We start from the raw sequence: 13,164 nt of genomic DNA, 5'->3' as shown, positions 1-13,164 counted from the left end.
GCAGATACTTCCTACACCAGCTCAAGGTTTGGTATGACGGGTGGCGGGAGCTAATCGTTCAGCGATTGCAGGGAGAAATCCGGTAAAAATCTGGAATGCAATCAAAAGTGGTAGGGGGCTTGCCCCTCCCACAGGGGATTCATGCCGGTTCTTTACTTCTGCGCGCCATCGTCATGCTGCAAGTTCGCCTGCGTGATGTTCGCCTCGGCCGGTACGCTGCGGGTCAGCCACACATTGCCGCCAATGGTCGAGCCCTTGCCGATGGTGATGCGCCCCAGGATCGTCGCCCCGGCATAGATCACCACGTCATCCTCGACGATAGGGTGGCGCGGATGACCTTTCTGCAATTGCCCATCCTCGTCCGCCGGGAAGCGTTTGGCGCCCAATGTCACGGCCTGGTAGATACGCACCCGCTCGCCGATGATCGCGGTCTCGCCGATCACCACGCCCGTGCCGTGGTCGATGAAGAAGCTCGGGCCGACCTGCGCGCCGGGGTGGATATCGATGCCGGTGGCCGAGTGGGCGATTTCCGCGATGATCCGCGCCAGCAGCGGCAAGCCGGCGCGGTACAGGTGGTGGGCCAGGCGATGGTGAATCACCGCCAGGATCCCCGGGTAGCACAGCAGCACTTCATCCACGCTACGCGCAGCGGGGTCGCCGTGGTACGCGGCCAGCACATCGGTGTCCAGCAGGCTGCGCAACGAAGGCAAGGCCAGCGCGAAATCCTGGATCAGGCGAATGGCATGGGCATCGAGCCGGCTGTCATCCTGGCCACCCTGGCGCGCGGCATAACGCAGCTCCAGGCGCGCCTGGGCGAGCAAGGCGTTGAGTGCCACGTCGAGGGTGTGACCGACGTAAAAGTCTTCGCTCTCTTCGCGTAAATCCGCCGGCCCCAGGCGCATCGGGAACAGCGCCCCGCACAGCGCTTCAAGGATCTGCGCCACCGCCTCGCGCGAAGGCAATTCGCGGCCACCATGCTCGCCGCTCAACCGGCCGTTGCGCGTTCGCCATTGGTCGCGGGCGCCGCGCAGTTGGCTGACGATGGTCTGTAATTGCCAATGGCTGGAACGCTCACTCACGGTATTCACTCCTGACGTAATGGCCGTCACTTTACGGTATCCAACCGGGCCGCCCTTAAGAACCAATGGTGCGATGCTAAGAACTATTGGACATAAGCGATTGACGGTTGCCCGATGAAAAGTGCCTGCCTATAGTCGCTTCATCCCTTCAGCAACCGTGCGTAGCCATGATCAAGCAACAGCTCGACCGCTTTAACCGTCTGGACCTGCTGGGCGGCGTCACTGCCCTGGAAAAACTCGAACGGCTGTCGACCTGGCTGGGCCGGGACATCTACGTCAAGCGCGATGACACCACGCCACTGGCCATGGGCGGCAACAAACTGCGCAAACTCGAATACCTGGCGGCCGACGCCATCGCCCAGGGCGCCGATACCTTGGTGACCGCCGGCGCCATCCAGTCCAACCACGTACGCCAAACCGCCGCGCTGGCCGCCAGGCTCGGCCTGGGCTGCGCCGCCCTGCTGGAAAACCCTACCGGTACCGAAGACCCCAACTACCTCGGCAATGGCAACCGCCTGCTGCTGGAACTGTTCGACGCCAAGGTCGAACTGGTAGAGAACCTCGACAACGTCGACGACCAGCTCAATGCCCTCGCCGACCGCCTGCGCAGCAACGGCAAGAAGCCGTACCTGGTGCCCATCGGCGGCTCCAATGCGCTCGGCGCCCTGGGTTACGTGCGCGCGGGCCTGGAACTGGCCGCACAGATCGAAGACAGCGGCCTGGAATTCGCTGCCGTGGTGTTGGCCTCCGGCAGCGCCGGCACCCACAGCGGCCTGGCATTGGCGTTGAGCGAAGCGCTGCCGAACCTGCCGGTGGTGGGCATCACCGTGTCGCGCACCGACGAAGCCCAGCGCCCGAAAGTGCAGGGCCTGGCCGAGCGCACGGCCGAGTTGCTCGGCGTGGGCATCCCCGACGCGTTCAAGGTGATTCTGTGGGACGAATACTTCGGGCCCCGCTACGGCGAGCCGAATGCCGGCACCCTGGCCGCGATCAAACTTTTGGCCAGCCAGGAAGGTCTGCTGTTGGACCCGGTCTATACGGGCAAGGCCATGGCCGGTCTGCTCGATGGCATCGGGCGTCAGCGGTTTGAAGACGGGCCGATCATTTTCCTGCACACCGGCGGGGCGCCGGCGTTGTTTGCGTACAACTCAGTTTTCAACTGAATAAACGCGGGCTGAATGTGGGAGGGGGCAAGCCCCCTCCCACATTAGACCCAACACATATTCAGAAATGGAATATGAATTAAGATTTATATTATTTTCAAGTCTTAAAAACCGCCTTTATCATCGCGCCGAAGGCCAAGACGCGCTTCGCGCTTTAAGGCAGGATACGACCTACTGCGTCACCTGCTTCGCTCAACATAAAAAACACAGGGGCTCTCATGACTATTTCTGTATTCCGTCGCACGTTGCTGGTTGGCACTTTGGGTCTGGCGCTGGGCGCCGGTTGGCTGGGCCAAGCGGTTGCCGGCGAACAACTGGCCACTATCAAAAAGGCCGGCGAGATCAAGATTGGCCTGGAAGGCACCTACCCACCGTTCAGCTTCGTCGATGAAAGCGGCAAGCTCAGCGGTTTCGAAGTGGAGCTGTCCGAAGCCCTGGCCAAAGAGCTGGGTGTGAAGGTCAAGCTGCAGGCCACGCCATGGGACGGCATCCTCGCTGCCCTGGAGTCCAAGCGCCTGGACGCGGTGGTCAACCAAGTCACCATCTCTGAAGAGCGTAAGAAGAAGTACGACTTCTCCAAGCCCTATACCGTTTCCGGCATCCAGGCGCTGGTGCTGAAGAAAAACGTCGACACGATCAAGACTGCCAACGATCTGGCCGGCAAGAAAGTCGGCGTAGGCCTGGGCACCAACTATGAACAATGGCTCAAGGACAACCAACCCAAAGCCATCATCAAGACCTACAACGACGACCCGACCAAATTTCAGGACCTGCGCATCGGCCGCATTGACGCCATCCTGATCGACCGCCTGGCCGCCCTGGAATACGCCAAGAAAGCCCCAGACACGGCCGCCGCCGGCGACGCCTTCTCGCGTCAGGAATCCGGTATCGCCCTGCGCAAAGGCGAGCCTGAACTGCTGGACGCGGTGAACAAGGCCCTCGACAAGCTGCGCGCCGATGGCACCTTGAAGAAGCTCTCCGAGAAGTACTTCAACGCTGACGTCACTCAATAATGGAAGCAGGTTTCCAACTCGCGCTGGACTCCGCGCCCTTTTTGCTCAAGGGCGCGTATTACACGGTGATTCTTAGCCTTGGCGGGATGTTTTTCGGCTTGCTGCTGGGCTTCGGCCTGGCCTTGATGCGTCTGTCGCGCTTCAAGCTGCTGCGCTTGCCCGCCCGGGTCTACGTGTCGTTCTTTCGCGGCACGCCCTTGCTGGTACAGCTGTTTTTGATCTACTACGGCTTGCCGCAAGTGGGCATCGAGCTGGATCCGATTCCGGCTGCCATGATCGGTTTTTCGCTGAACATGGCCGCTTACGCCTGTGAAATCCTGCGGGCCGCCATCGCCTCCATCGAGCGTGGCCAGTGGGAAGCCGCGGCCAGTATCGGCATGACCCGCGCGCAGACCCTGCGCCGGGCCATCCTGCCGCAGGCCATGCGCACCGCCCTACCACCGTTGGGCAACAGCTTTATTTCGCTGGTCAAGGACACGGCGCTGGCCGCGACCATCCAGGTGCCCGAGCTGTTTCGCCAGGCGCAACTGGTGTCGGCGCGCACCTTCGAAATTTTCACCATGTATCTGTCCGCAGCCCTGATCTACTGGGTGCTGGCGAGCATCCTGGCGCATTTTCAAAATCGTCTGGAAGACCGGGTCAACCGGCATGACCTGGAGTCCTGAAGCATGATCGTGGTGGAAAAGCTGACCAAACAATTCAACGGTCAGGTGGTGCTCAACGGTATCGATCTTGAGGTCAAGGCAGGCGAAGTCGTCGCCATCATCGGCCCCAGCGGTTCCGGCAAGACCACCTTCCTGCGCTGCCTGAACTTCCTCGAAGAACCCACCAGCGGTCGCATCAAGGTGGGCGACATCCAGATCGACGGCAGCAAACCGCTCAACCAACAACAAAGCCTGGTGCGGCGCTTGCGCCAGCACGTGGGTTTTGTGTTCCAGAACTTCAACCTGTTCCCGCACCGCACCGCGCTGGAAAACGTCATCGAAGGGCCCACCGTGGTCAAGAAGATGCCACGCCAAGACGCTATCGCCCTGGGACGCAAGCTGCTGGCCAGGGTCGGCCTGGCAGGCAAGGAAGACGCCTACCCACGGCGCCTGTCCGGCGGCCAGCAACAGCGTGTGGCGATTGCCCGGGCGCTGGCCATGGAGCCTGAGGTGATTCTGTTCGATGAGCCCACCTCGGCGCTGGACCCGGAGCTCGTCGGCGAAGTGCTGGCGACCATCCGCAGCCTGGCCGAAGAGAATCGCACCATGGTCATCGTCACCCACGAAATGAGCTTTGCCCGCGACGTGGCCAACCGGGTGATCTTTTTCGATAAGGGCGTGATCGTCGAACAGGGCGATGCCAAGGCGTTGTTCGCCAACCCCAGGGAAGAACGCACCCGACAGTTCCTGAGCAAATTCCTGGCTCACTGATACCGTTGCAACCAGGCAGCACACCGGCCTGTGACAAGGGAGCTTGCTCCCTTGTCACAGGGCCTACAGGCATGCGGCGAACCCTCAGGTAAAACACACCGCCAGCACCGTCTTAAAATCCCCCTCCCAGTCAGACCCTTCTGAATCTTCTCCGACCCGCCGTTTAGCCCTTTGCCGCCATTGACGCCTTGCGGCAAACCCTCTTATCTAGCGCCCAGAGGATTGGATCCTATCCCGGCTACTCACTGAAATCGTTCCTTCCAGCTCCCGGCGCACCCGCGCCCACGGGCCGGAACGATTGCTGCTGGCTGCATCAAGGAGATGACTTATGACGCGCACTGCAACCGAGGCAATACTCACCGCCCCAATCCTGCCCCAAGCTAGTCGACAAGGCATCAACGCACTGGCGGCCGCACAGCTGCTGGTGGACATCGCCCCTTACCCCGGCATGGACGAAGGCGACCTGATCGAGCTGTTCTGGAACAACTGCTTCGCCGCCTCACGACGGGTGAGCGCGGGCAAGGTCGGCGCACCCACCCACCTGCGGGTTCCGCAAAGCTTTGTGCTGGACGGCCTGGCACAGGTTCGCTACCAGGTCATGCGGATCGGTCACGGCCCGTCGCGTTCGGCAGTGACCACGGTACGGGTCAAGACCAACTTCCCAGGCGGCCAGCCGATGGCGCTGTACAGCGATGAAAACCAGAACCTTGCACCGGTCGGCCTGCCCGAGACCATCCGCCGTTACGGCGTCAACGAGCGCCAGGCGCGGCGTGGAATCCCACTGACCATCGAGCCCTACCTGAACATGAGCAGCGGCGATGCCATCACCCTGCGCTGGGGCGATGTGCGCCTGGACCTGCCGCGGATCCAGGCGAAGACGGTGGGCCTGCCGGTGCAGGTCTGGGTGCCGTCGGCGGTGATTGTCGAAGGCGGGGACGACAGCCGCATCGAGGTCACGTACTGCATTCTGGATCGCGTCGGCAATAATTCACGCTGGGCGCCGGCACGCACGTTACGTATCGCCGCCTGCACCCCCCCCCACACCGCCAAGACGGCATTGACCTATCAACCACGGCCCCTCGGCTCGCCGTGCGAACCTGGGTAACGGCTCTTCTATGCATATTCCCAAAAGTTAGTTTATTTAAATATTTAACAAGCTTAGGGTATATGCACCGGACCACCGGACATCTCTGATTTTTCTGTTTTTATTTCATTGAATGCGAGGTCGGTATGGTCAGGATTACCCCGGTGCATAACGCCAGGGCATTACGTGCAGCCAAGGAGCGGCGCTGATGTCTAACTTGGCTCTAACACCCCCCCGGAATGATCTGGATATCGCGCCCCTGCTGTTGCCGGCCGCCGTGCTGCGCAACGATGCAGAGGCGCTCGACGCAGCCCATGCGCTGGCCCAGGCTGCACGTGTGCAGGCCGCCCAGCGCGACCAGCAACGCCAATTGCCGTGGGCGCAGGTCGAACAGTTCACCCGCAGCGGGCTGGGCAGTATTTCCATTCCCCGCGAGTACGGCGGCCCGCAAGTGTCTTTCGTGACCCTGGCCGAGGTGTTCGCGATCATCAGCGCGGCAGACCCGGCCCTCGGGCAGATCCCGCAGAACCATTTCGGCATCCTGCACCTGTTGCAGGGCGCAGCCACCGAGCGCCAGAAAAAGCAGCTGTTCCAGAGCGTGCTCGACGGCTGGCGCATCGGCAACGGCGGCCCCGAGCGCGGCACCAAAAACACCCTGGAACTCAAGGCGCGCATCACCGCCAAGGGCGACGGTCATGTGGTCAGCGGCCAGAAGTTCTACTCCACCGGCGCACTGTTTGCCCATTGGGTGGCGATCAAGGCGCTGAACGATGACGGCCGGCAGGTCATGGCCTTTGTACGCCGTGGCACCCCAGGGCTGCGCATCGTGGATGACTGGTCCGGCTTCGGCCAACGCACCACCGCCAGCGGCACCGTAATGTTGGACCAGGTGCCGGTGAGCGCCGAACTGGTGGTCGACAACTGGCGCATCGGCCAAAGCCCGAACATCCAGGGCGCGGTGTCCCAATTGATCCAGGCCGCCATCGACGCAGGTATCGCCCGTGGCGCCCTCGACGACACCCTCGCCTTCGTGCGTGAACGCTCGCGCCCATGGGTCGACGCCAAGGTCGAACGCGCCAGCGATGACCTGTATGTGATCGCCGACATCGGCAAGCTGACCATCGAACTGCACGCCGCCCAAGCGCTGCTGCGCAAGGCCGGTCAGGTACTGGACCAGGTCAGCGCCGCGCCGATCACCGCGCAGTCGGCCGCCCGCGCGTCCATCGCCGTGGCCGAGGCCAAGGTGCTCACCACCGAGGTCTCGTTGCTGGTCAGCGAAAAGCTCTTCGAACTGGCCGGCAGCCGCGCCACCCTCGCCGAATTCAACCTCGACCGTCACTGGCGCAATGCGCGGGTACACACGCTGCACGACCCGGTGCGCTGGAAGTATCACGCGATCGGCGCCTATCGGTTGAACGGCACGTTGCCGGCTCGCCACTCCTGGATCTGACCGACCAGAACACTTTTCCACGAGATTCTGGAGAACACCTATGACTTTCTCTGCAAACGTCGCGGTTATCACCAGCGACGAACAAGCCCTTATTGTCGCCAGCGATCTCGCCGAAGACCTGCGCCGCGACAGCGCCCAGCGCGACCGCGAACGCCGCCTGCCCTGGCCGGAGCTGGATGCGTTTTCCCGCTCCGGCCTGTGGGGCATCAGCGTGCCAAAACAACACGGCGGCGCCGGCGTGTCCAACGTCACGCTGGCCAAGGTCATCGCGCTGATCGCCCAGGCCGACGCCTCGTTGGGGCAGATCCCGCAAAACCATTTCTATGCCCTAGAAGTGCTGCGCGTGAACGGCAGCCCGGCGCAGCAACAGCGCCTGTACGCCGAGGTACTCGCCGGCCGGCGCTTTGGCAATGCCCTTGCGGAACTGGGCACCAAGACCGCTCACGACCGCGTCACGCGCATCACCCGCGACGGCGACGGCTTTCGCATCACCGGTCGCAAGTTCTATTCAACCGGGGCGATCTACGCGCAACGCATTCCGACCTCGGTGGTGGATGAACACGGCGTGCAGCAACTGGCCTTTGTGCCCCGCGACAGTACCGGCCTGGAAGTGATCGACGACTGGAGCGGCTTCGGCCAGCGCACCACCGGCAGCGGCTCGGTGGTGTTCGACAACGTGTGGGTCGCCGCCCACGACGTGATCCCCTTCCAGAGCGCCTTTGAACGCCCGACCACCGTCGGGCCGCTGGCGCAGATCCTCCATGCCGCCATCGACACCGGTATCGCCCGCGCCGCGTTTGAAGATGCGCTGCACTTTGTGCGCACCAAAACCCGCCCGTGGATCGATGCCGGCAGCGACAAGGCCACCGAAGATCCGCTGACGCTCAAGAGCTTCGGCCACCTGAGCATTCGCCTGCACGCCGCCGAAGCCTTGCTGGAGCGCGCCGGTGAATTTCTTGACCAGGCCCAAGCCGACAGCAACGCCCACACCGTCGCCGCCGCCTCGGTTGCCGTGGCCGAAGCCCGCGCCTTGAGCACCGAGATTTCCCTGGCCGCCGGCAGCACTCTGTTCGAACTCGCCGGCAGCCAGGCGACCCTGGCCGAGCACGGCCTGGACCGCCACTGGCGCAACGCCCGCGTACACACCCTGCACGACCCGGTGCGCTGGAAATACCACGCGGTGGGCAATTACTACCTCAACGATGAAAACCCGCCGCTGCGGGGGACGATCTGATGGCAAAGAAAAAGATCCTGCTCAATGCCTTCAACATGAACTGCATCGGGCACATCAACCACGGTATGTGGACCCACCCACGGGACACCTCCACCCAGTACAAAACCATCGAGTACTGGACCGAACTGGCGCAAATCCTTGAGCGCGGGTTGTTCGATGGCTTGTTCATCGCCGATATCGTCGGCGTGTACGACGTCTATCAGAACGCCATCGACGTGCCGCTCAAGGAGTCGATCCAACTGCCGGTCAACGACCCGTTGCTGCTGGTTTCGGCCATGGCCGCCGTCACCCGAAACCTCGGTTTCGGCCTCACCGCCAACCTCACCTACGAGCCGCCGTACCTGTTCGCCCGGCGCATGTCCACGCTGGATCATCTGAGCCGTGGCCGGGTGGGCTGGAACATCGTCACCGGCTACCTCGACAGCGCGGCCAAGGCCATGGGCCTTACCGAGCAGGTCGAGCATGACCGGCGCTACGACCAGGCCGATGAGTACCTGCAGGTGTTGTACAAACTCTGGGAAGGCAGCTGGGAAGACGACGCCGTCATCAACGACCCGGCGCAACGGGTCTACGCGCAGCCGGGCAAGGTGCACAAGGTGCAGCATCACGGCGAGTTCTATCAGGTGCAGGGTTATCACCTGTGCGAGCCGTCGCCGCAGCGTACGCCGGTGCTGTTTCAGGCCGGCAGTTCGGAGCGCGGTTTGCTGTTCGCCGGGCGGCATGCCGAGTGCGTGTTCATCAGCGGGCAGAACAAGGCCGCGACCAAAGTGCAGGTGGACAAGGTGCGCGCCAGCGCGGTCGAGGCCGGGCGCAACCCGGACGACATCAAGGTGTTCATGGGCCTTAACGTCATCGTCGCCGCCACCGAGGCACTGGCCTGGGCCAAGCACGCCGAGTACCTGAGCTACGCCAGTGCCGAAGCCGGGGTGGCGCATTTTTCCGCGTCCACCGCGATTGATTTTGCCCAATACGCGCTGGACGAACCGATCCAGTACGTCAAGAGCAATGCCATCCAGTCGGCCACCAAGAACCTGCAGAACAACGACTGGACCCGGCGCAAATTGCTCGACCAGCACGCCCTGGGCGGACGCTATATCGCCCTGGTGGGCTCGCCCGAACAGGTGGCGGATGAGTTGGAGTCCTGGATCAGCGAAACCGGCCTGGATGGCTTCAACCTGACGCGCATCGTCACGCCGGAAAGCTACGTGGACTTTATCGACCTGGTGGTGCCGGAGTTGCAGCGGCGAGGGTCGTACAAGACCGAATATGCGCAGGGAACGCTGCGCGAAAAAGTCTTCCACGGCACGGCGCGACTACCCGAACAACACACCGGCTCCACCTACCGACACTGATCGAAAAATGTGGGAGCAAGCCCCCTCCCACACTGGAACTGCATTGTTTGTCCTAATACCTCATGACTGGAAACCCACTATGAAAAAGACATACCTCAATAACCCAGTCAAAGCACTGGCCCTGGCCTTCGGCCTGCTCAGCTCGGCCGTGTTCGCCGCCGACGCGCCGCTCAAGGTCGGTACCACCGCCGCCTTCGCGATTCCGCTGGAGGCCGCCGTAGAAGAAGCCGGCAAGCAAGGCCTCAAGGTCGAGTTGGTGGAATTCACCGACTGGATCGCACCCAACGTCAGCCTCGCGGCCGGCGATATCGACGTGAACTATTTCCAGCACATACCCTTCCTGGAAAACGCCAAGGCCGCCGCCGGGTTTGATCTGGTGCCGTACGCGCCGGGCATCATCAACAACGTCGGGCTGTATTCCAAGCAGTACAAAAGCTTCAACGACCTGCCCGAAGGCGCCAGCGTGGCCATCGCCAACGACCCGATCAACAGCGGTCGCGGCCTGCAACTGCTGGCCAAGGCGGGGCTGATCACGCTCAAGCCGGGCGTGGGCTACAAAGCCACCGAAGAAGACATCGTGGCCAACCCGAAAAAGATCAAGATCCTGCAAGTGGAAGCCGTGCAACTGGTGCGCGCCTATGACGACGCCGACCTGGTGCAGGGCTACCCAGCGTATATCCGCCTGTCCAAGACCTTCGACGCGGAATCGGCGCTGCTGTTCGACGGCCTCGACCACCCGGAGTACGTGATCCAGTTCGTGATCCAGCCCAAGAGCAAAACCGACCCGCGCGTGATCAAGTTCGTCGACATCTACCAGCATTCGCCGGTGGTACGCGCAGCGCTGGATAAATCCCTGGGCAAGCTCTACCAGGTCGGTTGGGAAGCTAAAAAATGAGCGCCGCCAACGCCCAATTGCGCGACCTGGGCACAGCGCCCAGGGACGCCGAACAGACTGAACTGCACCCGGACCTGAACCGCGCCCATGTGCGCTTTATCAACCTGGGCAAGACCTATGACGGCCAGGTGCATGCCCTGCAAGGCATCGACCTGGCGATCCAGCGCGGCGAGGTGTTCGGCATCATCGGCCGCAGCGGCGCCGGCAAGTCCTCGCTGATCCGCACCATCAACCGCCTGGAGCAACCCAGCAGCGGGCGGGTGCTGATCGATCAGGTGGACATCGGCGACTTCGACGAAGACCACCTGGTGGCGCTGCGTCGGCGTATCGGCATGATCTTCCAGCACTTCAACCTGATGTCGGCCAAGACGGTATGGCAGAACGTCGAACTGCCGCTCAAGGTCGCCGGCGTACCCAAGCCCCAGCGCGAGCAAAAAGTGCGCGAGCTGTTGGAGCTGGTGGGCTTGCAGGACAAACACACGGCTTACCCGGCGCAGCTGTCCGGCGGGCAAAAACAGCGGGTGGGCATCGCCCGCGCGCTGGTGCACGACCCTGAGATTCTGCTGTGCGACGAAGCCACCTCGGCGCTGGACCCGGAAACCACCCAGTCGATTCTCGGCCTGCTGCGCGAGATCAACCGGCGCCTGGGCCTGACCATCGTGCTGATCACCCATGAGATGGCGGTGATCCGCGACATCTGCGACCGCGTGGTGGTGCTGGAGCACGGGCGCATCGTCGAGCAAGGCCCGGTGTGGGAAGTGTTCGGCAACCCCCGACATGAAGTCAGTAAAACCCTGCTGGCACCACTGCAACATGGGCTGCCGCAAGAACTGCAAAGCCGGTTGCACGCCGCTGCGCCGTCGCCTGACGCGGCCGTGGTGTTGCGCTTGCAGCTCACCGGCAGCAGCCGCGATGAGCCGGACCTGGCCGCGCTGTTCAGCGCCCTCGGCGGGCGCGTGCGTTTACTGCAAGGCGGCGTGGAACGTATCCAGGGGCATGCACTGGGGCAGTTGCTGCTGGCGGTGAGTGGCTCGAGTCACACCGCCGGCGAGCTGCGCACACGCGCCGCGAACTGGGCACAACAGGTGGAGGTGCTGGGCTATGTGGTTTGATCGTTTGGTACAGGGCGCCATCGACACCTTGTTGATGGTCGGTGTGTCGTCGTTGATCGCGTTGCTGGTGGGGATTCCACTGGCGGTGTTCCTGGTCACCAGCGACAAGGGCGGCATCTACCAGGCACCGGCGTTGAACCGCGTGCTGGGCGCGTTCGTCAATCTGTTCCGCTCCATCCCGTTCCTGATCCTGATGGTGGCGCTGATCCCGTTCACCCGCCTGATCGTCGGCACCACCTATGGCGTGTGGGCGGCGGTTGTACCGCTGACCATCGCCGCTACGCCGTTTTTCGCGCGCATTGCCGAGGTGAGCCTGCGCGAGGTCGACCACGGCCTGATCGAAGCCGCGCAGGCCATGGGTTGCCGGCGCTGGCACATCATCTGGCATGTGTTGCTGCCTGAAGCGCTGCCGGGGATTGTCGGCGGGTTCACCATCACGTTGGTGACCATGATCAACTCCTCGGCCATGGCCGGGGCAATTGGCGCCGGTGGCTTGGGCGACATTGCCTATCGCTATGGCTATCAGCGCTTTGATACGCAGATCATGCTCACGGTGATCGTGCTGCTGGTGGCGCTGGTGGCGGTGATTCAACTGGGCGGTGATCGCCTGGCGCGGGTGCTGAACAAGCGCTGAGCCCCGAGGGTTGCCACGCAACCGGCGCGGGGCAAGCCTGCTCAAGGTATAGTCGGGCCATCTCCGTATTCGGTATTGCCCGTCATGACCCTCAAGCCCGATGACCTCCACCAGATCACCTCCACCACCCTTGGCCACTACAACAAAGTGGCCGAGGACTTTCGCGAAGGCACACGCGATCACGATGTGAGCCAGAACATCGATGCGCTGCTGCGGCATCTCCAGGGCACGCCGCCGTTTACCGTGCTGGATTTCGGCTGCGGGCCGGGGCGGGACCTGCAGACCTTCACGCGCATGGGCCACATCGCCGTGGGCCTGGACGGCTCCGAGCGCTTTGCGCAGATGGCGCGCGAAGACTGCGGTTGCGAGGTTTACCAGCAAGATTTCCTGAAGCTGGAGTTGCCGGCCGAACGCTTCGACGGGATCTTCGCCAACGCGGTGCTGTTCCATATTCCCAAGCAGGAACTGCCGCGTGTGCTCCAGCAACTGCATGGCGCGTTGAAGCCTGGCGGCGTGCTGTTCAGCTCCAACCCACGGGGTGATAACAGCGAAGGCTGGAATGGGCCGCGGTATGGCTCTTACCACGATCTTGCGGCGTGGCAGGCGCTGCTGACAACGGCCGGGTTTGTGGAGCTGGAGCACTACTATCGGCCCGCCGGGTTACCGCGCGAGCAGCAGCCGTGGTTGGCCAGCGTGTGGCGCAAACCCTAGAGACAATGCATTCCAAATGTGG

General features: G+C 62.8%; 13 protein-coding genes. 12 read left to right on the top strand and 1 reads right to left on the bottom strand.

Features of this window, described 5'->3' with window-relative positions; translation table 11 throughout:
- Nucleotides 1-152: 152 nt before the first annotated feature.
- Nucleotides 153-1,079 carry a serine O-acetyltransferase EpsC gene (gene epsC / locus KSS96_RS01980; RefSeq protein ID WP_068936898.1) on the bottom strand — a complete coding sequence of 309 codons (927 nt, stop codon included), beginning with the start codon at nt 1,077-1,079 and terminating at the stop codon, nt 153-155.
- A 167-nt stretch (nt 1,080-1,246) separates the two neighbouring features.
- On the opposite strand from epsC, the gene KSS96_RS01975 reads away from it, so the two are divergent.
- The 12 genes from KSS96_RS01975 (at nt 1,247) to KSS96_RS01920 (ending at nt 13,142) form a co-directional block, all read left to right on the top strand.
- Entirely contained in the window at nt 1,247-2,242 is a 996-nt protein-coding gene (locus KSS96_RS01975; protein WP_135196895.1) for a D-cysteine desulfhydrase, read from the top strand.
- A 218-nt stretch (nt 2,243-2,460) separates the two neighbouring features.
- Complete coding sequence (gene tcyJ / locus KSS96_RS01970) at nt 2,461-3,255, top strand: cystine ABC transporter substrate-binding protein (protein ID WP_017526064.1); 795 nt, start codon at nt 2,461-2,463, stop codon at nt 3,253-3,255.
- Entirely contained in the window at nt 3,255-3,920 is a 666-nt protein-coding gene (gene tcyL, locus KSS96_RS01965) for a cystine ABC transporter permease (RefSeq protein ID WP_017526065.1), read from the top strand. The genes tcyJ and tcyL overlap by 1 nt, the downstream gene beginning before the upstream one ends.
- A gap of 3 nt (nt 3,921-3,923) precedes the next feature.
- A complete protein-coding gene (gene tcyN / locus KSS96_RS01960) occupies nt 3,924-4,670 on the top strand; it encodes an L-cystine ABC transporter ATP-binding protein TcyN (protein ID WP_017526066.1) in 747 nt (248 codons plus the stop codon).
- A 328-nt stretch (nt 4,671-4,998) separates the two neighbouring features.
- Nucleotides 4,999-5,775, top strand: coding sequence for a hypothetical protein (locus KSS96_RS01955; RefSeq protein ID WP_068936896.1), 777 nt, complete (start codon nt 4,999-5,001; stop codon nt 5,773-5,775).
- 187 nt (nt 5,776-5,962) lie between these two features.
- Nucleotides 5,963-7,204 carry an SfnB family sulfur acquisition oxidoreductase gene (locus KSS96_RS01950; protein WP_217855615.1) on the top strand — a complete coding sequence of 414 codons (1,242 nt, stop codon included), beginning with the start codon at nt 5,963-5,965 and terminating at the stop codon, nt 7,202-7,204.
- Between the two features lie 40 nt (nt 7,205-7,244).
- A complete protein-coding gene (locus KSS96_RS01945) occupies nt 7,245-8,438 on the top strand; it encodes an SfnB family sulfur acquisition oxidoreductase (RefSeq protein WP_217855613.1) in 1,194 nt (397 codons plus the stop codon).
- On the top strand, nt 8,438-9,790 hold the full coding sequence (locus tag KSS96_RS01940; protein WP_217855611.1) for an LLM class flavin-dependent oxidoreductase: 1,353 nt from the start codon (nt 8,438-8,440) through the stop codon (nt 9,788-9,790). Before KSS96_RS01945 ends, KSS96_RS01940 begins: the two co-directional genes overlap by 1 nt.
- A gap of 79 nt (nt 9,791-9,869) precedes the next feature.
- The gene (locus tag KSS96_RS01935; protein ID WP_017526070.1) at nt 9,870-10,685 is read left to right on the top strand and encodes a MetQ/NlpA family ABC transporter substrate-binding protein; all 816 of its coding nucleotides are present in this window, start codon (nt 9,870-9,872) and stop codon (nt 10,683-10,685) included.
- Nucleotides 10,682-11,797: a methionine ABC transporter ATP-binding protein gene (locus KSS96_RS01930; RefSeq protein WP_017526071.1), complete on the top strand. Its 1,116-nt coding sequence runs from the start codon at nt 10,682-10,684 to the stop codon at nt 11,795-11,797. The genes KSS96_RS01935 and KSS96_RS01930 overlap by 4 nt, the downstream gene beginning before the upstream one ends.
- The gene (locus KSS96_RS01925) at nt 11,787-12,431 is read left to right on the top strand and encodes a methionine ABC transporter permease (protein ID WP_058424826.1); all 645 of its coding nucleotides are present in this window, start codon (nt 11,787-11,789) and stop codon (nt 12,429-12,431) included. The genes KSS96_RS01930 and KSS96_RS01925 overlap by 11 nt, the downstream gene beginning before the upstream one ends.
- A gap of 84 nt (nt 12,432-12,515) precedes the next feature.
- Entirely contained in the window at nt 12,516-13,142 is a 627-nt protein-coding gene (locus KSS96_RS01920; RefSeq protein WP_217855610.1) for a class I SAM-dependent methyltransferase, read from the top strand.
- Nucleotides 13,143-13,164: the final 22 nt, after the last annotated feature.

The sequence above is a fragment of the Pseudomonas asgharzadehiana genome, assembly GCF_019139815.1.
Taxonomy (GTDB): Bacteria; Pseudomonadota; Gammaproteobacteria; order Pseudomonadales; family Pseudomonadaceae; genus Aquipseudomonas; species Aquipseudomonas asgharzadehiana.
Note: the sequence above shows the minus strand (reverse complement) of the source record. Positions and strands in the feature narration are given on the sequence as shown.

Excerpts from the sequence above, each read along its gene's own strand:
- KSS96_RS01975 (WP_135196895.1), top strand. The coding sequence starts at position 1,247 with ATGATCAAGCAACAGCTCGACCGCTTTAACCGTCTGGACCTGCTGGGC.
- tcyJ (WP_017526064.1), top strand. The coding sequence starts at position 2,461 with ATGACTATTTCTGTATTCCGTCGCACGTTGCTGGTTGGCACTTTGGGT.
- tcyL (WP_017526065.1), top strand. The coding sequence starts at position 3,255 with ATGGAAGCAGGTTTCCAACTCGCGCTGGACTCCGCGCCCTTTTTGCTC.
- tcyN (WP_017526066.1), top strand. The coding sequence starts at position 3,924 with ATGATCGTGGTGGAAAAGCTGACCAAACAATTCAACGGTCAGGTGGTG.
- KSS96_RS01955 (WP_068936896.1), top strand. The coding sequence starts at position 4,999 with ATGACGCGCACTGCAACCGAGGCAATACTCACCGCCCCAATCCTGCCC.
- KSS96_RS01950 (WP_217855615.1), top strand. The coding sequence starts at position 5,963 with ATGTCTAACTTGGCTCTAACACCCCCCCGGAATGATCTGGATATCGCG.
- KSS96_RS01945 (WP_217855613.1), top strand. The coding sequence starts at position 7,245 with ATGACTTTCTCTGCAAACGTCGCGGTTATCACCAGCGACGAACAAGCC.
- KSS96_RS01940 (WP_217855611.1), top strand. The coding sequence starts at position 8,438 with ATGGCAAAGAAAAAGATCCTGCTCAATGCCTTCAACATGAACTGCATC.
- KSS96_RS01935 (WP_017526070.1), top strand. The coding sequence starts at position 9,870 with ATGAAAAAGACATACCTCAATAACCCAGTCAAAGCACTGGCCCTGGCC.
- KSS96_RS01930 (WP_017526071.1), top strand. The coding sequence starts at position 10,682 with ATGAGCGCCGCCAACGCCCAATTGCGCGACCTGGGCACAGCGCCCAGG.
- KSS96_RS01925 (WP_058424826.1), top strand. The coding sequence starts at position 11,787 with ATGTGGTTTGATCGTTTGGTACAGGGCGCCATCGACACCTTGTTGATG.
- KSS96_RS01920 (WP_217855610.1), top strand. The coding sequence starts at position 12,516 with ATGACCCTCAAGCCCGATGACCTCCACCAGATCACCTCCACCACCCTT.